Genomic DNA, 18423 nt, shown 5'->3' on the forward strand with positions numbered 1-18423 from the left:
GATCGATCCCCGGCAGGATGCACCAATGCGCGCATCTCTTCCCCTCCGGCTCCCGTATTTCCGCGGTTTCGCAGCGCAGCAACCACCCGCAGCTTTTTTCGCCCTGAACCGTGTAACACCCGGTCCATGTGTAGGCTTGCTACCCCGTGACCCCGCAGGCCACGGCGAGGCCGAGGAAGGCGAAGAAGCCCATCGAATCGGTGATCATCGTCACGAACACGCTACTCGCCACTGCCGGGTCCTGGTCGAGCCGTTCGAAGGCGACCGGGACCAGCACGCCCGCCAGCCCTGCAGTGACCACGTTGATCACCATCGCCAGCGCGATCACGCCGCCGAGCAGGGGAGTGAAGATCACGCCCGTCGCCAGCCCCACCAGCACCGCGATGGTCATCCCGTTGAGCACCGCCACGCGCATTTCGCGGATCAGGATGCGGCGCGTGTTGCTGCGCGTCAGCTGGTTGGTGGCGATCGCGCGGACGGTCACCGCCATCGTCTGCGTGCCCGCATTGCCGCCGATGCTGGCGACGATCGGCATCAGCACCGCCAGCGCCACCAATTGTTCGATCGCCGCGCCGAACAGCGCGATGATCAGGCTGGCGACCAGCGCGGTGCCCAGATTGGCGACCAGCCAGCGCACACGCGCCGAATAGGCTTCACGGATCGGCTCGTTGATGTCGCCTTCGCCCGCGCCGCTCATCAGCAGCGCATCTTCGCCCGCTTCTTCGGAGATGATGTGGACCACGTCGTCGACCGTCATCTGGCCGACCAGCCGCTCGTTCTCGTCGACCACCGCGGCGCTGATCAGGTTGTACTTCTGGAACATCAGCCCGACCTCTTCCTGGTCGAGCATCACCGGGATCAGCGTCTGGTCGCGCTTCATCACATCGGCCAGCGCAATGCTGCGCGGCGCGCGCAATACCCAGCTCAGCGCGCAGGTGCCGACCGGGTGGTGCTTCTCGTCGACCACGAAGACCTCGAAGAATTCGTCGGGCAGGTCGCGGCCCTCGCGCAGGAAATCGATCAGATCGCCGACGGTCAGATGCTCGGGCACCGCGACGAAATCGCGGCTCATCAACCGGCCCGCGGTCTCCTCGGGATAGGCGAGCGCGGACTGGATCGCGATCCGGTCTTCCAGCTCGATCTCGGCCAGGATGGCGCGCTGGTCGGCCTCGTCGAGATCCTCGATCAGCTGGACCGCATCGTCGGTTTCGAGCTGGTCGACGATCTGCGCCACCGCCTCGGGCGGCAGCGCCTCCATCATGTCCTCGCGGACGTAATCGTTGAGCTCGGCGACCACGTCCGAGGTCATCAGGTCGGTGATCGTCGCAGCGAGCTGGTAGCGTTCCTCGCGCTCGAACAGTTCGAGCAAATCGGCGATGTCGGCGGGGTGGAGCGGCTCGACCAGCTCGTAGACCGCCTTGCCGTCGCCTTCGTTCAGCGCATCGGCGACCGAGCGGACGAACTCCGCCTTGAGCGTGTTCTCCTCATCCATCCGTTCGTCGTCGATACGGTCGTCGGGGCGCGCCTCCTCGACGGGCGGATCGGCCAGCATCACATCGTCTTCGGGCGGCGTCGCATCGGCCATGGCCTGCGGTCTAGGCAGACGCGGCGGGATTGCAAGCAGAGGGTGACACGCCGTGCACAATCCCTATGTAGGCGGCCAACCAATCACAGGAGATACCCCGATGGCGGACAAGCTGACCTTCACTCTCGACACCGGCGATGGCGACAACAAGGACGTGGTCATCAAGCTGCGTCCCGACCTCGCGCCCGGCCATGTCGAACGCATCACCACGCTCGCGGGCGAAGGCTTCTACGACGGGGTGGTCTTCCACCGCGTGATCCCCGGCTTCATGGCGCAGGGCGGCGATCCGACCGGCACCGGGATGAGCGGCAGCGACAAGCCCGACCTCAAGGCCGAATTCAACAGCGAACCGCACACGCGCGGGACCTGCTCGATGGCCCGCACGCAGGTGCCCGACAGCGCCAATTCGCAGTTCTTCATCTGCTTCGACGACGCCGAATTCCTCGACGGCCAGTACACCGTCTGGGGCCAGGTCGAGAGCGGCATGGAACACGTCGACGCGCTCCCCAAGGGCGAACCGCCTGCAAACCCGGGCAAGATCGTCAAGGCGACTGTTGGGTAAACTTCGCCGGGATCGAAAACGGGAAGGGCGGCCACGAGCCGCCCTTTTCGTTGAAAGGGCTGGTCCCATCGGGTAAAGGCGCGCCACTCATGAAACCGACCACCACCCCTCCCAAGACCTACCGGGTCAAGAGCTTCGGCTGCCAGATGAACGTCTATGACGGCGAACGCATGGCCGAGATGCTCGACGCGCAGGGCATCGCGCCCGCAGCCGAGGGCGAGGATGCCGATCTGGTGGTGCTCAACACCTGCCACATTCGCGAGAAGGCGGCGGAGAAGGTCTATTCGGACATCGGCCGCCTGACCAAGGGCAAGACGCAGGACAAGGCGCCGATGATCGCGGTCGCGGGCTGCGTCGCGCAGGCCGAGGGCGAGGAGATCATGAAACGCTCGCCCGCGGTGAGCATGGTCGTCGGCCCGCAGGCCTACCACCGCCTGCCCGAAATGCTTGGCCGCGCAGTGCAGGGCGAACGCGCGACTGATACCGATATGCCCGCGATCGCCAAGTTCGCCGCACTGCCCGATCGCCGGCGGATCGGCCCGACCGCCTTCCTCACCGTGCAGGAAGGCTGCGACAAGTTCTGCACCTATTGCGTGGTGCCCTATACCCGCGGCGCGGAAATCTCGCGTCCTTACAGCGATCTGGTGACCGAAGCGCGCAAGCTGGTCGAAGCGGGCGCGAAGGAAATCACGCTGCTCGGCCAGAACGTGTCCGCGTGGAGCGGCGAGAATGACAGGGGCCACGCGGTGGGCCTAGCGGGTCTGATCCGCGACATCGCCGCGATCGATGGCCTCGCGCGCATCCGCTACACCACCAGCCACCCGGCCGACATGGACGACGAGCTGATCGCCGCGCATGGCGACACGCCCAAGCTCATGCCGTTCCTCCACCTGCCCGTGCAGGCGGGCAGCGACCGCGTGCTCAAGGCGATGAACCGCAGCCACAGCGTCTCCAGCTATCTCGAGCTGCTCGACCGCTTCCGCGCCGCGCGGCCCGATCTCGCGCTGTCGGGCGACTTCATCGTCGGCTTCCCCGGCGAGACCGATGCCGAGTTCGAGGAAACGCTGCAGCTGGTCGGCGAGGTCGCCTATGCGCAGGCCTTCAGCTTCAAATACTCGCCGCGGCCCGGAACGCCGGCTGCGACGATGGACGGGCAGGTGGCGAAAGAGGTCATGGACGAGCGCCTGCAGCGGCTCCAGGCCGCGCTCAACCGCGACCAGCTGGCGTTCAATGAAAACACCGTCGGCCGCACCTGCGAGGTACTGGTCGAACGCAAGGGCAAGCTGCCCGGCCAGTGGCTCGGCAAGACGCCGTGGCTGCAAAGCGCGTGGTTCGAAGGCGACGTGCAGATCGGCGACCTGGTGCAAGTCGAACTGGTCGAGGCGGGCCCCAACTCGCTTGCCGGGATGCTGCGCGAGACTGTCGCCGCCTGATTACTGCGGGATGACTATCCACCGTCTCGCAGCGTGGACCAACTTGCGCGCGGTGCGTTGAAGCCTAAACTCCGAGTCGCATTCGAAAGGAGCCTATGGCCCGCAAACCTGTCCAGAAGGACGCACAGACCTTCTCCCCGCCGCCCTCTCCGCAGCGCGAAGTGCGCCGCGCACAGGTCGATCTCGGCTTTGACAACCAGAGCCTGCTGGGCGCGCTGTTCGGCCAGTTCGACGCCAATCTGGTGCAGGTGGAAAACCGCCTCGGCGTGTTCATCTCCGCCCGCGGTAACCAGCTGCATATCGAAGGCCCCGAAGACAGCGTCGCCCGCGCGCGCGACGTGCTCAAGGCGATGTACGACAAGCTGGCCGTGGGGCAGGATCTCGACGCGGGGGCGATCGAGGCGCTGATCACCATGTCGGACGAACCGACGCTCGACGGGATCGTCGGCACCGAACCGGGCAATGACAAGGTTGGCCCGCCGATCATGATCCGCACGCGGCGCAAGACCATCGTTCCGCGCAGCGCGATGCAGACCACCTATATGCGCAGCCTGGTGCGCGACGACATCATCTTCGCGCTGGGTCCGGCAGGGACGGGCAAGACCTATCTGGCGGTGGCGCAGGCGGTCGCGCAGCTGATCACCGGCAGCGTGCAGCGGTTGATCCTCTCGCGCCCTGCGGTGGAAGCGGGCGAAAAGCTCGGCTTCCTGCCCGGCGATCTGAAAGAGAAGGTCGATCCCTATCTGCGCCCGCTGTACGACGCGCTCTACGATTGCATGCCGCCCGAACAGGTCGAGCGGCGGCTGGCCTCGGGCGAGATCGAGATCGCGCCGATCGCCTTCATGCGCGGCCGCACGCTGGCCGATGCCTTCGTCATCCTCGACGAAGCGCAGAACACCACGCGCGAACAGATGAAGATGTTCCTCACCCGCTTCGGCCAGAACAGCCGGATGGTGATCTGCGGCGATCCGCGGCAGGTCGACATTCCCGGCGGCGACGGGATGAGCGGGCTGGCCGATGCGGTCGGCAAGCTCGAAGGCGTCGACGGCTTCGGCACGATCCGCTTCACCGCCGCCGACGTCGTGCGCCACCCGATCGTCGGCCGCATCGTCGAGGCCTACGAGGGGCCGAGCGCCTAAGTTAGTCATTGCGAGGAGCCGCAGGCGACGCGGCAATCCATAGAACTGCGCGCTGGATTGCTTCGCTGCGCTCGCAATGACAGAGGGTCGGAAATGGATTTCGACATCGACATTGACGGCTGGCCCGCGGACGTGGAGTGGGATGCGCTGACCGTGCGCGCGCATGCGGCGCTGGGCACTGTCGAGCCCGCGCTGGACAATCCGCGGCTGACAGCTTCGGTGCTGTTCACTTCGGATGAGGAGGTGCACGCGCTCAACCGCGAATGGCGCGGCAAGGACAAGCCCACCAATGTGCTGTCGTTCCCCATGCTCGAGCGCGCCGACCTGCTCGACCTCGCCCCCGAGGGGCCGCCCGAAATGCTCGGCGATCTGGCGCTGGCCGCGGGCACCTGCGCGCGCGAGGCGGCGGACAAGGGAGTGCCGCTCGAGGCGCATGCGGCGCACCTGCTCATCCACGGTTTGTTACACCTTGCCGGCCATGATCATGTCGATTCGGACACGCAGGCCGAAGCGATGGAAGCGCTCGAGATCGCAGCGCTTGCAAAATTGGGTATCGCCGACCCATATGGGGACCGCAACTGACTGGAGTGCATAATTAGGGCCATGCCCGATTCGTCATCACCCGCGGGAGACGCGGAGAGTAGCAGCGGGCTTATGCTCGCCATCCGGAAATTCTTCGACCCCGACTACGGCGAACGCTCGCTGCGTGCGCAGCTGGAAGACGCGATCGACGAGCACGAGGACGAAAACGGCGACGACACGCCCGAGCATAGCGGCACGGGCGATTTGTCGCTGGTCGAGCGCCAGATGCTGCGCAATCTGCTGCATTTTTCCGAGCACGATGCCGACGATGTCGCGGTACCGCGCGGGCAGATCATCGCGATCGAGGCCACCGCCAGCTGGGACCAGCTGGTCGAGACCTTCGCCGAACACGGCCATTCGCGCATGCCCGTCTACCGCGACCAGCTCGACGATGTGATCGGCATGATCCACATCAAGGACGTCTTCACCATCCTCGCCCGGCGCGAGGCCCCGCCGAGCGACTGGACCGTGCTGATGCGTCAGCCGCTCTATGTCCCGCAGACGCGCAACGCGCTCGACGTGCTGGCCGATATGCGCGCGCAGCGCATGCATCTGGCGGTGGTGGTCGACGAGTTTTCGGGCACCGACGGTCTCATCACGATCGAGGATCTGGTCGAGGAAATCGTCGGCGAGATCGAGGACGAACACGACGAGGCGCCCGAGGAATGGATCGTCGATATCGGCGAGGGCATGTGGGACTGCGACGCCCGCGCCGAGCTCGACGATGTCGCCGAGAAGGTCTCGCCCGCGCTGGCCGAGGTCGAGGAATCGGTCGATACGCTGGGGGGGCTGGCCTTCGTGCTGGCCGAACAGGTGCCCGAGGTCGGGCGTGTGCTCGAACATCGCAGCGGCTGGCGGATCGAGGTCACCGATGGCGACGAAACCCATGTGAAGCGCCTGCGCCTGCACGCACCCGAGGATTCTGCAACAGTCATGTGACGACAGTTGCAGATTATCGCACATTCGCCCTCGACAGCGACGAATTGCGACCATAGCGTGCAACCATCATGGCTACCCGGCGACTGCCCCCCTTGCGCGCCCTCGAGGCGTTTGTTCGCACCGTCCGGCTCGGCTCCGCGCGCGGTGCGGCGGACGAGCTGGGGCTCAGCCCTTCGGCGCTGTCGCGGCGGATCGGCAATCTCGAAGAATTCGTCGGCAAGAAGCTGTTCACCCGCGCGCGCCAGTCGATGCAGCTGACCGATGACGGACACGCCTTTTTCGAAGCGGTGAACCCGCAGCTCGAAGCGCTTGCGCGGGCGGTCGAAAGCCAGTCGGAAAACCTCTCGCTGTTGCGCCTGCGGCTGGGCGTACTGCCGCTGTTCGGCACGCAGCGGCTGTTTCCCAAGCTTGGCGAACTGCGCGAACGCCATCCGCTGCTGCATATCGATATCGATACCGGCGCGCATCTTGAGGACCGCGTGGGCGATGTCCTCGATGCCGCGATCATCCTCTCGCGCGGGCCGTCGCGCGGGCTGCACGCCGTCCGGCTCGATTACAACAAGGTCCACGCGATCTGCAATCGCGACCTTGCCGACACGCTCGGGTCCACCCCCGACCGGGATCTGCTCGCCCGGCAGACTTTCCTGATCCACAACGAACTGCCCGAAAGCTTCACCGCCTGGCGCGCGGAAATCGGCTTCGCCGATCTCGAACCTGCGGCGATCGACCATTTCGATTCGGGCCAGATCATGCTCGAGGCAGCCGCGCAGGGGCTGGGCATCGCGATCATGCATGACGACCATATGCGCCGCGCGGCCGACAGCCGGCTGGCGACCCTGTTCGAAGTCGCGGTCGAAAGCCCCTATAGCTATTGGTTCGTGTGCAAGCCCACCGCGCTGGAAGAACGCCCGGTGCGGCTGTTCCACGACTGGCTGGTCAAGGCCGGGCTCTAGCCTTCGCGGGGCGTCCCGTCGGGCGCGAAATAGCGGATCGCTTCGACCGTATGGCGGAAATCGCGCAGCGGTTCGTCGAGCGTCGCGCCCAGTTCTTCCTCGATTTCTTCGCGCGCTTTCGCGGCGATCGCCTTGCGCCCGTGATATTCCTCGGGGCTGAACGGCTCGAGATAGGTAATCCGCAGGCGGAACGAGCCCTTGCGGCCCATCACGCGCATCGCGTTGTTGAGCCCGTCTTCCTCGCCGATCCAGCCGATGAATTCGGACACCTCGCCATAGTCGAGCACCACCGGCTGGACGAGCACGCCCGGCGGCGGGGGTTCGAGCACCGACAGCATCGAACTCTTGAAGGGCAGCAGCGATTTGCCATCGGTGGTCGTGCCTTCGGGGAAGACGGTGACCGACCAATTGTCCGCCAGCGCCTCTTTCAGCGCATTGATTTGCTGGGCCACGTCCATGCGGTTCTCGCGCTTGACGAAGACGGTGCGGTTAAGGCGGCACAACCAGCCGATAACGGGCACTTGCGACAGTTCGTATTTGGCGACGAAGGCGGTCCCCGTCGCGCCTGCCAGTGCAAGGATATCGACCCATGAGACATGGTTGGCGATAAAGAACACGTCGCGCCGAAGCGGCGTCCCGCGGATCTGCACCCGCGCCCCGACGACCCAGGCGGTATAGCGCAGGAACAGCATCGGGAAGGGCGAGCCATAGGCGAACACCCGGTAGAGGTAATGCAGCGGCACGCTGACCAGCAGCCCAAGCAGGATCCCCAGCGTGCGCAGGGCGAAGCGCAGCCATTCGCGCACGGTCAGCGGGGTTTTCTCGCCGCGCATCGCGGCCAGCCGGCGGGCGGACAGGCGGGCCAGCCGCCGTTCGGCCTGCGCGAGGCCCTTAGCCTTCGCGGTCGAGGCGGACGCCATAGAGTTCCAGCCGGTGGTCGACGAGGCGGTAGCCCAGCTTGGCGGCGATCTGCTTCTGCAGCGCCTCGATCTCCGGATCGACGAATTCGACGACCTTGCCGGTCTCGACATCGATCAGATGGTCATGATGCGCCTCGGGCACCGCCTCGTAACGCGCGCGCCCGTCACCGAAATCGTGGCGGTCGAGAATACCGGCCTCTTCGAACAGCCGTACCGTGCGATAAACGGTCGCGATCGAGATGCCCGAATCGATCTTGTTGGCGCGTTCGTGCAGCAGTTCGACATCGGGATGGTCGTCGCTTTCCGACAACACGCGCGCGATGACCCGGCGCTGCTCAGTAATGCGCAGACCTTTGTCGGCGCACAATTGTTCAAGATCGATTTTCTGGTGCAATTTTGCTTCCCGCATAAAAAACGCCCCGTACCCTTATCGGGCCGGGGCGTCTTGCTCAAGGCGAACCGAAGGGCTTTACGCTTCCTTCTTCTTACGGCCGCGCTTCTGGCCGGGTTTACGGCCCAGTCCGATCTTGACCGCCAGCTCGCGCCGCTTCTCGGCATAGGCGGGGGCGACCATCGGGTAATCGGCAGGCAGGTTCCAGCGCGCGCGATATTCCTCGGGGGTCATGTCGTAGGCGGTCTTGAGATGCCGCTTGAGCATCTTCATCTTCTTCCCGTCTTCGAGACAGACGATGTAATCTTTCTTCACCGACGAACGAATGGGCACCGCAGGTTCGGGCTTTTCTTCTTCGGGCTCGGTTCCGCCAAGCCCCGAAAGTGCATTGTAGATGTTCGAGATCAGCGTCGGCACTTCGTCGACCGCGACGCTGTTATTGCTCACATGGGCCGCCACAATATCCGAGGTTAGCGTAATCAGGGTCTCGCCCATGTCGGTCTTGAAATCTTCCATCATTTACCTTCAAAAATTTGGGATGTTACCCGCGTCGCGACCCGCGCTCGTCGCATTGTATAAATTCGACAAGAAAATGCAACGACTGTTGGGAAAGGTTATTCTTGTCGCGCTTTTACAACTTCCGCGCGAAGGTGATGGCGTCCAGCCGAGTGCCATCCGCTGTCCGGTAATAATCGACCCGGCGACCGATCGGTTCGAACCCGCACTCGCGATAAAGTGTCTCGGCGGGATTATTTGCGCGCATTTCCAAGAATATACTCTCGGCTCCACCGTCGAGCGCCAGGCGGGCGAAAGTCTCGATCAGTGTCCGGCCAAGTCCTCGCCCGCGCAATTCGGGGCGAACGCCGATCAGCAGCATCTCCTCTTCGCCCGGCGCGCGCTTGGCGAGAATGAAGCCCGCGGCGATATTCGTGCCGACTATTGGTTTGCCCTCGGCATCGAGCAGAATCGCATAGGTGTGCGGCATGGCCAGCGAATTTTCGACCTGCTGGCGCGTCCATGCTTCGCGCCAGTGCGGGTCGAAGGCGGCCTCCATCACCGCCATCAGCTGGTCGAGCTCGCTCATCCCCCCGGCAGTTTCGCATCCGGGGCGCGCCCGTACAGCGGGGCGAGATCGGCGCGCAGCAGGCTGTCGGGCAGGGCGGGCACATGGCGCGCATCGGGCAGGCGGACCGGATCGGGCGTGCGACCGGCAAGCTCGCCAAGCTCTTCGGCCTTCGATCCTGCAAGCAGGTCGCCAAGGGAGCGCGCCGCGGCATTGGCGGGCGGGAAGGAAGCGACTGCGCCCAGCGGCAAGCCGTCGCCGCCGAAGTCCTGCACGAACCATTCGCCATGCCCGCCGGTCATGCATGCGGTCACCGTCTGCCCGCTATCCCCCCGCGCCATTGCGGCGACCAGCGCCAGTGTCGGATAGCCGCGGACTTCGGCGTGCCAGGCGATTCCCAGCGCCCGCGCCACCGCCAGCCCGATCCGCACACCGGTAAAGCTGCCCGGCCCGAGCGAAACGCGGATCTCGTCCGCGCGGCCCTTGCCCGGCAATTCGGCAATCATCGGGACCAGCCGCTCGGCATGGCCGCGGCCCAGCACTTCGTGGCGAGAATCGACCAGCGCGCCGTTGTCGAACAGCGCAGCCGAACAGGCCTCGGTGGCAGTTTCAATCGCAAGGACGCGCATGACCGCGCACTGCCCCAGCAAAAGCGCGGCTGCAAGTCAGTCGATACGGTTGAACTTGTCGAAGTCGGGGCGCGGGCTGCGCGCGAAGATGCTTTCGCGGTCCCCATAGCCGATGGCGCAGATGAAATTGCTGCGATGGCGCGGCTGGTCGGCGAAGAACGCCTTGTCGACCGCGTCATTGTCGAAGCCCGACATCGGGCCGCAGTCGAGCCCCAGCGCGCGCGCGGCGATGATCAGGTAAGCGCCCTGCAGCGAGGAATTGCGGAACGCGCCTTCCTTGCGGCCTTCCTCGTCACCGTCGAACCAGCTTTTGGCGTCGGTATGCGGGAACAGCCACGGCAGTTCCTCGTGGAAATCGATGTCGTAGCCGATGATCGCGACCACCGGGGCCGAGGTGATCTTGTCCTTATTGCCGTCCATCGCCAGCGCGGCGAGCTTGTCCTTGGCGGCGGCGGACTTGGCCCAGACGATCCGCGCAGGCTGCATATTGGCCGATGTCGGCGCCATCTTGAGCAATTCGTAGATCGCGTGGATCTGCTCGTCGCTGACGGGCTTGTCGAGCCAGCCGTTATAGCTGCGCGCTTCGCGGAAGATCAGGTCGAGTGCGTCGGGCGAAAGGGTATCGGCCACGGGAAGGACTCCTACGGATGTCGGGGGATCAGGCGGCGCGGACTTCGACGACCTCGGGCACGTAATGCTTCAGCAATCCCTCGATGCCGTGCTTGAGCGTGGCGGTGGAGGAGGGGCAGCCCGAGCACGCGCCCTGCATCTGCAAATGGACCACGCCGTCGCGGTAACCGCGGTACTGGATATCGCCGCCGTCGCCGGCGACTGCGGGCCGGACCCGGGTTTCCAGCAATTCGTTGATCTGCGCGATGATGTCGCCATCTTCCTCGCGCTCTTCGACCAGCATCCCTTCGTCTTCGGGCGGGACCGCAATGCCCCCGGCGCTGCCCGGGGTGAACAGCGGCGCCTGCGCCACGAAATGGTCGAGCAGGATCGCCAGTACCTGGGGCTTGAGATCGCTCCAGCTGGCACCGGGCGCGACCGTAACCGTGACGAAATCGCCGCCGAAGAACACGTTCACGACTTCGCCCGTATCGAAGATCGCCTGCGCCAGCGGACTGGCCTCGGCAGCTTCGGGGGAGGCGAATTCGCGCGTGCCCTGCGCCATGACCTGCTGGCCGGGGAGGAATTTGAGGCTCGCCGGGTTGGGCGTCGTTTCGGTCTCTATGAACATGGACCACGATGTAGGAAGCGTGGGAACAAGGGGCAAGGAAGGAACGCTTGCAGGGGAAACATTCACCTAGCCTTCACAGGTCGCCCTCCTATATGCCCTCCATGACCCATTTTCCGCGCGCCATCCGGCGTCTCGCGCTCGTCCTTCCCGCTGCGCTGCTCGCTTCGCAGCCCCTGCTTGCGCAGGAACCTGCGGCCCCCACGCCGCAATATCTCACGCCTGCCGACGGCACGCCGTGGATCTACGAGGGCAGCGATGTCCCGCGCGACGAGGAATGGACCTTCGGCGAACTGCCCAATGGCGTGCGCTATGCGGTGCGCAACAACGGCGTTCCGCCCGACCAGGTCTCGGTCCGCGTGCGGATCGACGCCGGATCGCTGCACGAGGAAGAGAGCGAGCGCGGCTATGCCCATCTGCTCGAACATTTGCTGTTCCGCGAAAGCAAATATCTCGGCCCGGCGGAAGCGATCCCGACCTGGCAGCGGCTCGGCGCGACTTTCGGCAGCGATACCAATGCCGAAACCAGCCCGACGCATACCGTGTTCAAGCTCGACCTGCCCAATATCTCCACCACCAAGCTGGCCGAAAGCATGAAGCTGTTGTCAGGCATGGTGCGCAGCCCGGTGCTGAGCGATGCCAATGTCCGCGCCGAAGTGCCCATCGTGATGGCCGAAAAGCGCGAACGCGGCGGTCCGGGCGAACGGGCGGGCAATGCCAGCCGCGAAGTGCTTTTCGCCGGGCAACGGCTCGCCACGCGCACGCCGATCGGTACCGAGGAAACGCTGGCCGCGGCCACCGGGGCGAGTGTCAGCGCCTTCTACAAACGCTGGTACCGGCCCGAAAACGTGGTCGTCGTGGCCACCGGCGACATGGACCCCAAGCAGCTTGCCGCCGAGATCGAGGCATGGTTCGGCGACTGGCAGGGCGAGGGGCCGCATGTGCCCGCGCCTGCGTTCGGCGATCCGGTGGCACCCGCGGGCGCCGATCCGGACAATCCGGTTGGCGAGATCGGCGTCATCGTCGAACCCGACCTGCCGCGTTCGTTCACCTATGCGGTGATGCGCCCGTGGCGTCCGGTGCAGGATACGGTGGCCTATAACGAAGGCCTGCTGCGCGATGCGCTGGCACAGGCGCTGATCAACCGCCGGCTTGAATCGCGCGCGCGGGCGGGTGGCAGCTATCTCTATGCGCAGGTGGCGCAGGACGATGTCAGCCGCTCCGCCGACATGACTTTTGTAAATTTCGCCCCGCTGACTGGCGACTGGAAGGCCGCGCTCGATGATATTCGCGGGGTCATCGCCGATGCGCTGGCGACTCCGCCGTCGCAGGAGGAAATCGACCGCGAGCTGGCCGAGTTCGAGATCGTCTTCACCAGCCAGGTCGAACAGCGCCGCGTGCTGCCCGGACCGCGGCTGGCCGACGATGTCGTCAATGCAGTCGATATCCGCGAGGCGATCGCCGCGCCCGAAACCGTGCTGACGGTGTTCAATTCGATGAAGGCGACGCTGACGCCCGAGCGCGTGCTCGACCACACCCGCGCGCTGTTTGCGGGCGATGTGATCCGTGCCGCCTATGTCACGCCGACCACGGGCGAGGCGAGCGAGGCGGCGATCCGCGCCGCGCTGGGTGAAGACATTGCCGCCGATGGCGAAGCGCGCATTGCCGCGCAGGCGATTTCCTTCGACGAATTGCCGCCGGTAGGCGAACCGGGCGAGATTGCCACGCAAGCACCGATAGGCGTGCTCGACATTGAACAGGTCGAATTTGCCAATGGCGTCAAGGCGATCCTGTGGGCGAACGATGCCGAACCCGGCCGCGTCGCGGTCAAGGTGCGCTTCGGCGCGGGCTATCGCGCGATCGACCCCGACGACGCGGTCTATGCCAATCTCGGCTATGCCGCGCTGATCGGATCGGGGATCGGCGAACTGGGCCAGGAAGAGCTCGACGTGCTCGCCACCGGGCGCAAGTTCGGCTTCGATTTCCAGGTCGGCGATGGCGCCTTCACCTTCTACGCGCAGACGCGCGAACAGGATCTGGAAGAACAGCTTTATCTTTTCGCTGCGAAGCTGGCGATGCCCGGCTGGGACCCGAACCCGGTGATCCGCGCCAAGGCGGCGGGCAAGCTGGCCTATGAAAGCTATGGCTCCAATCCCGGCGGCATCTTGCAGCGCGATCTCGAATATCTGGTACGCGACAGCGACCCGCGCTTCCGCACTCCGACGCCCGAAATGTACGATGCGGCGACCCCCGCAGGCTTCCGCGAATTCTGGGAGCCCTTGCTCGCGCAGGGTCCGGTCGAAGTGCTCGTGTTCGGTGAATTCGACAAGGCCGAAACGGTCGAAGCCCTGCGCCGGACCTTTGGCGCGCTGGCCCCGCGCGAGGCGCCTTCCGCCGCGGTGCTCGAACGCGCGGTCGACTTCCCCGAAGCGGGCGCGACCGTGGTCCGCCACCACCGCGGCGATGCCAACCAGGCTGCGGCGGTTATCGCCTGGCCCAGTGGTGCCGGAGTCGAGAACCTGCGCGAATCGCGCCGTCTCGAAGTGCTCACCTCGCTGTTCAACAACCGCCTGATGGATGCCATGCGCGAACATGCCGGGGCGAGCTATTCGCCCGTCGTGCGGTCCGACTGGCCGAGCGATGTGAACAGCGGCGGACGGATTGCCGCGCTGGCCCAGCTGCGTCCCGAGGATGTGCCGGTGTTCTTCGCCGAGGCCGAACGCATCGCCAAGGAACTGGCGAGCGCGCCGGTGGGCGAGGACGAGTACAACCGCGTGGTCGAACCGCTGCGGCAATATGTCAGCCGTGCCTCGACCGGCAATTTGTTCTGGCTCTACCAGCTCGAGGGCGCGACCGTGGACGCGCGCCGCATTCCGATGCTGCGTTTCCTGCTGTCCGATTATACGCAAACGACACCCGCCGATTTGCAGGTGCTGGCGCAGAAATACTTCGGATCGCGCGAAGGCTGGCGGCTGGCGGTCATCCCGCAGGGGCAGGAAGTGGTCACCGCATCGGGCGGCGAGGATGCCGTCGCGGGACGCTGAGGCCGGTCACTGCAATCGGCTTTTTACGCTGGCCAAGCAAATGCTGCTTGCGACATGATGCCGCCTCGTCTGCTACAGGCGGGCAATCTGGCGCCATTCCCGGCGCCGCAAATGGAAGAGACAATGGCGACCAACTGGGCACCCGATAGCTGGCAGGGATACGAGGCAAGGCACTTGCCCGAATATCTCGACCCGGCCGCGCTCGAGGCCGCGACGACCACGCTCGAAACGCATCCGCCGCTGGTGTTTGCCGGCGAAGCGCGCGCGCTCAAGGCCGATCTCGCCGAAGTCGCCGAAGGCCGCGCCTTCCTGCTGCAGGGCGGCGACTGCGCCGAAAGCTTTGCCGAATTTCACCCCAACAACATCCGCGACACCTTCCGCGTGCTGCTGCAGATGGCGGTGGTGATGACCTTCGCCAGCAAGAAGCCAGTGGTCAAGGTCGGGCGCATGGCGGGGCAGTTCGCCAAGCCGCGCAGTTCGAACACCGAAACGCAGGGCGATGTCACGCTGCCGAGCTATTTCGGCGACAACATCAACGGCATCGAATTCGACGCCGCGACGCGCACCAACGATCCGCAGCGCATGGTCCGCGCCTATTCGCAGGCGGCGGCCACGCTCAATTTGCTGCGCGCCTTCGCCACCGGCGGCTATGCCAATCTGCGGCAGGTCCATCAGTGGACGCTCGAATTCATGGGCCGCAGCCCGTGGGCGGACAAGTTTTCCGACGTTGCCGACCGGATTGGCGAAGCGCTCGACTTCATGGAGGCCTGCGGGGTCGATCCGCAGGTGGTGCCGCAATTGCAGCGCACCAGCTTCTTCACCAGCCATGAAGCGCTGCTGCTGCCCTACGAACAGGCGCTCACCCGCCGCGACAGCCTGACCGGCGAATGGTACGATTGCTCCGCGCATATGGTGTGGATCGGCGACCGCACGCGCTTCGAAAACAGCGCGCATATCGAATTCGCGCGCGGCATCGGCAATCCTCTGGGGATGAAATGCGGCCCCAGCCTCGAAACCGACGCGCTGCTCAGGCTGCTCGACACGCTCAACCCCGCGCGCGAGCCGGGCCGGATCACGCTGATCAGCCGCTTCGGCCATGACAAGGTGGAAGATGGCCTGCCGCGGCTGGTGCGCGCGGTGAAAGCCGAAGGGCATCCGGTGGTGTGGAGCTGCGACCCGATGCACGGCAATGTCGTCAAATCGGACAGCGGCTACAAGACGCGGCCCTTCGACCGTATCCTTACGGAAGTGAAGGGCTTCTTCGCGGTCCACCGCGCCGAAAGCACGCATCCCGGCGGGATCCATGTCGAGATGACCGGGCAGGACGTGACCGAATGCGTCGGCGGCGCAGTGGCGATCACCGACGAGGCGCTCAAGGATCGCTATCACACGCATTGCGACCCGCGTCTCAATGCCGCGCAATCGCTCGAACTGGCCTTCCTCATTGCCGAAATGCTCAATGAGGAACACGGTATCCGGCAGGCCGACGCCGCCTGAGCGGGCAGCCCGGGGGCATGCGCGGGAACCGGGGCGCCGGCCCCGCATTCTCCGGTAATGCGCGTCAGTCGATTGTTTGGGCATGCTTTTTGGCCCCCGGCCTTTAAACCGAAACTGAATTGCGCCATGGTGAACCGTGGTTGCCACCTTCCGGCGACTGCAGTTCAAGGGGACCGGCATTGAACCAGGTCCAGCCGCAAGCGCAGCCCGCGCTGGGAGAGGAAATCGAGAGTCGCTACGCCGCGACCCGCGCGCTGAGCGAGGCGCTGGCCGCCCCTCTGTCCGAAGCCGATGCGACGATCCAGTCGATGGAAGATGCCAGCCCCGCCAAATGGCATCTGGCGCATACGACGTGGTTCTGGGAAACCTTCCTGCTGCGCGACCATCTCGGCGGATATACGCTGTTCGACGAGCGCTGGCCCTTCGTGTTCAATTCCTATTACGAGGCCGAAGGCGAGCGCATCCATCGCTTTTCGCGCGGGATGCTGTCGCGCCCGACGCTGGCGGACATCCGCCATTGGCGCGCGCATGTCGACGCCGCGATGGCGCCGCTGTTCGCGCGCGAGGAGCTCGCGCCGCTGATCGAACTCGGGCTCGCGCACGAACAGCAGCACCAGGAATTGCTGCTCACCGATATCAAGCACGCTTTGTTCCAGAACCCGCTCGGCGTGGCCTTGTGGGATACGCCCATGCCAGCCGCACAGCCGCAGGCGGATGACTGGCACGAACATCCCGGCGGCATCGCGCGGATCGGCCACCAGGCGGATGGCTTTGCCTTCGACAATGAAGGCCCCGCGCACCGCGTCCTGCTCGAACCCTTCGCACTGTCGGCGCGGCTGGTCAGCAATCGCGACTGGGCCGAATTCATCGCCGATGGCGGCTATGACACTGCCAGCCTGTGGCTCTCCGACGGCTGGGCCTGGGTGCGCGAACACGGCGTGCGCGCGCCGCTCTACTGGAACGAGGGCGAGCAGTTCACCCATGCCGGCTGGCAGGACCGCGATCCCGGCGCCCCGGTCACGCATATCTCCTATTTCGAAGCCGATGCCTTCGCCAGCTGGGCGGGCCAGCGCCTGCCCACCGAATTCGAATGGGAAGCGATCGCGCGCGGGCAGGAAGGCCAGGCGCCCGCGCATGACCCGCTTGGCGGCAACCAGCTCGACGAGGCAGCGCCGCCGCTCCCGCGTGGCAGCAGCGGCCTGTTCGGCGATTGCTGGCAGTTTACCCGCTCGGCCTATCTGCCCTATCCGCGTTTCCAGCCCGCCGCAGGCGCGGTGGGCGAATACAATGGCAAGTTCATGAGCGGTCAGTTCGTGCTCCGGGGGGCCAGCTGCGCCACCGCGCGCGGCCATTCACGCGCCAGCTATCGCAACTTCTTCTACCCGCACCAGCGGTGGCAATTCACCGGCCTGAGGCTGGCAAAGGACATCTGATGACTACCGAAAAGGGGATCGCGCTCGTCGAACGCGACGAGGACGGCGTCGACAAGGCGTTCCGCCAGGACGTGCTCGCGGGGCTGCGCCAACAGCCCAAGGCCATCCCCGCGCGGTGGTTCTACGACGAAGAAGGCTCGCGCCTGTTCGAGAAGATCACGCAGGTCGAGGAATATTACCCGACTCGCGCCGAGACCGAGATCCTCACCGCGCGCGGGGCCGAGTTTGCAAAGCTGATCGGGCCGGGCAGGGCGGTGGTCGAATTCGGCTCGGGCAGCTCGGTTAAGACGCCGCTGCTGCTCGAGGCGATCGCGCCCGCGGCCTATGTCCCGCTCGATATCTCGGGCGACTTCCTGCGCGAGAGCGCCGCCGGACTGGCGCAGAAATTTCCCGGCCTGCCGGTCCATCCGGTCGAGGCCGACTTCATGCGCCGCGTGACGCTGCCCGAGGCGGTCGAACAGCTTGCCAGGCTGGGGTTCTTTCCCGGCTCGACCATCGGTAACATGGTCCCGCGCACCGCGGTCGACCTGCTGCGCTCGATGCGTGCGACGCTGGGCGCCGACGAGGGCGAGGGCGACAGCGCGATGCTGCTGATCGGCATGGACCTGGTGAAAGACCGCAAGGTGCTCGAAGCCGCCTATGACGATGCCGATGGCGTAACCGGCGCGTTCAACAAGAACCTCGTCACCCGCATCAATCGCGAGCTCGATGGCACTGTCCCCGCCGATGCTTTGGAGCATGACGCGGTGTGGAACGACCGGCTGGCGCGGATCGAAATGCATCTGACAGCCACGCGCGACATCGACTTCGCGGTGTCGGGTGAAAGTTTCGCGATGAAGCAGGGCGACAGCATCCATACCGAGAATAGCCACAAGTTCACCCGCCGCAGCGCCAATATGCTGCTGCTGGCGGGCGGCTGGACCCCGGTCAAACGCTGGACCGATAGCGAGAAACGCTTCTCGCTGATCCTCGCGCGCGCCACCGAACAGCGCGAAGCACCCTAGCGCGCGCGTATT

Annotated in this window: 18 protein-coding genes; 10 read left to right on the forward strand and 8 right to left on the reverse strand. The window is 65.5% G+C overall.

The window, feature by feature from the left end; genetic code table 11:
- Window positions 1-139: 139 nt before the first annotated feature.
- Window positions 140-1585, reverse strand: a complete 1446-nt coding sequence (mgtE, locus tag V6B15_RS03605) for a magnesium transporter (protein WP_320182027.1) — start codon at window positions 1583-1585, stop codon at window positions 140-142.
- Window positions 1586-1685: 100 nt separating this feature from the next.
- On the opposite strand from mgtE, the gene V6B15_RS03610 reads away from it, so the two are divergent.
- The 6 genes from V6B15_RS03610 (at window position 1686) to V6B15_RS03635 (ending at window position 7193) form a co-directional block, all read left to right on the forward strand.
- Window positions 1686-2147 (forward strand): peptidylprolyl isomerase, encoded by a 462-nt coding sequence (locus V6B15_RS03610; RefSeq protein WP_253514934.1) that lies wholly within the window; start codon window positions 1686-1688, stop codon window positions 2145-2147.
- 89 nt (window positions 2148-2236) lie between these two features.
- On the forward strand, window positions 2237-3580 hold the full coding sequence (gene miaB / locus V6B15_RS03615; protein ID WP_334200062.1) for a tRNA (N6-isopentenyl adenosine(37)-C2)-methylthiotransferase MiaB: 1344 nt from the start codon (window positions 2237-2239) through the stop codon (window positions 3578-3580).
- Window positions 3581-3675: 95 nt separating this feature from the next.
- Window positions 3676-4719, forward strand: coding sequence for a PhoH family protein (locus tag V6B15_RS03620; RefSeq protein ID WP_334200063.1), 1044 nt, complete (start codon window positions 3676-3678; stop codon window positions 4717-4719).
- Between the two features lie 93 nt (window positions 4720-4812).
- Entirely contained in the window at window positions 4813-5301 is a 489-nt protein-coding gene (gene ybeY / locus V6B15_RS03625) for an rRNA maturation RNase YbeY (protein WP_334200064.1), read from the forward strand.
- A 72-nt stretch (window positions 5302-5373) separates the two neighbouring features.
- A complete protein-coding gene (locus V6B15_RS03630; RefSeq protein WP_334200065.1) occupies window positions 5374-6240 on the forward strand; it encodes a hemolysin family protein in 867 nt (288 codons plus the stop codon).
- 68 nt (window positions 6241-6308) lie between these two features.
- The gene (locus V6B15_RS03635; RefSeq protein ID WP_334200066.1) at window positions 6309-7193 is read left to right on the forward strand and encodes a LysR substrate-binding domain-containing protein; all 885 of its coding nucleotides are present in this window, start codon (window positions 6309-6311) and stop codon (window positions 7191-7193) included.
- Here V6B15_RS03635 and V6B15_RS03640 read toward each other — a convergent pair.
- From V6B15_RS03640 to V6B15_RS03670, 7 genes are all read right to left on the reverse strand, one after another.
- The gene (locus V6B15_RS03640; RefSeq protein WP_334200067.1) at window positions 7190-8113 is read right to left on the reverse strand and encodes a lysophospholipid acyltransferase family protein; all 924 of its coding nucleotides are present in this window, start codon (window positions 8111-8113) and stop codon (window positions 7190-7192) included. The genes V6B15_RS03635 and V6B15_RS03640 overlap by 4 nt on opposite strands.
- Window positions 8085-8507: a Fur family transcriptional regulator gene (locus tag V6B15_RS03645; protein ID WP_253515174.1), complete on the reverse strand. Its 423-nt coding sequence runs from the start codon at window positions 8505-8507 to the stop codon at window positions 8085-8087. Before V6B15_RS03645 ends, V6B15_RS03640 begins: the two co-directional genes overlap by 29 nt.
- A 75-nt stretch (window positions 8508-8582) precedes the next feature.
- Window positions 8583-9020 (reverse strand): MucR family transcriptional regulator, encoded by a 438-nt coding sequence (locus V6B15_RS03650; RefSeq protein WP_253515175.1) that lies wholly within the window; start codon window positions 9018-9020, stop codon window positions 8583-8585.
- Between the two features lie 115 nt (window positions 9021-9135).
- Window positions 9136-9588: a GNAT family N-acetyltransferase gene (locus V6B15_RS03655; RefSeq protein ID WP_334200068.1), complete on the reverse strand. Its 453-nt coding sequence runs from the start codon at window positions 9586-9588 to the stop codon at window positions 9136-9138.
- A complete protein-coding gene (tsaB, locus tag V6B15_RS03660; protein WP_334200069.1) occupies window positions 9585-10196 on the reverse strand; it encodes a tRNA (adenosine(37)-N6)-threonylcarbamoyltransferase complex dimerization subunit type 1 TsaB in 612 nt (203 codons plus the stop codon). The genes V6B15_RS03655 and tsaB overlap by 4 nt, the downstream gene beginning before the upstream one ends.
- A gap of 36 nt (window positions 10197-10232) precedes the next feature.
- Window positions 10233-10826, reverse strand: coding sequence for a malonic semialdehyde reductase (locus tag V6B15_RS03665; protein WP_334200070.1), 594 nt, complete (start codon window positions 10824-10826; stop codon window positions 10233-10235).
- Window positions 10827-10854: 28 nt separating this feature from the next.
- The gene (locus V6B15_RS03670) at window positions 10855-11436 is read right to left on the reverse strand and encodes a NifU family protein (RefSeq protein ID WP_320182038.1); all 582 of its coding nucleotides are present in this window, start codon (window positions 11434-11436) and stop codon (window positions 10855-10857) included.
- A gap of 101 nt (window positions 11437-11537) precedes the next feature.
- Here V6B15_RS03670 and V6B15_RS03675 point away from each other — a divergent pair, with 101 nt between their 5' ends.
- From V6B15_RS03675 to egtD, 4 genes are all read left to right on the forward strand, one after another.
- Complete coding sequence (locus tag V6B15_RS03675; protein ID WP_334200071.1) at window positions 11538-14477, forward strand: M16 family metallopeptidase; 2940 nt, start codon at window positions 11538-11540, stop codon at window positions 14475-14477.
- Between the two features lie 123 nt (window positions 14478-14600).
- A complete protein-coding gene (locus V6B15_RS03680; protein ID WP_334201322.1) occupies window positions 14601-15974 on the forward strand; it encodes a class II 3-deoxy-7-phosphoheptulonate synthase in 1374 nt (457 codons plus the stop codon).
- Between the two features lie 179 nt (window positions 15975-16153).
- Entirely contained in the window at window positions 16154-17407 is a 1254-nt protein-coding gene (gene egtB, locus V6B15_RS03685; RefSeq protein ID WP_442969003.1) for an ergothioneine biosynthesis protein EgtB, read from the forward strand.
- Window positions 17407-18411, forward strand: a complete 1005-nt coding sequence (egtD, locus tag V6B15_RS03690) for an L-histidine N(alpha)-methyltransferase (protein ID WP_334200072.1) — start codon at window positions 17407-17409, stop codon at window positions 18409-18411. Before egtB ends, egtD begins: the two co-directional genes overlap by 1 nt.
- Window positions 18412-18423 lie beyond the last annotated feature (12 nt).

The sequence above is a fragment of the Qipengyuania sp. Mu-71 genome, assembly GCF_036867055.1.
Classification (GTDB): domain Bacteria; phylum Pseudomonadota; class Alphaproteobacteria; order Sphingomonadales; family Sphingomonadaceae; genus Qipengyuania; species Qipengyuania profunda.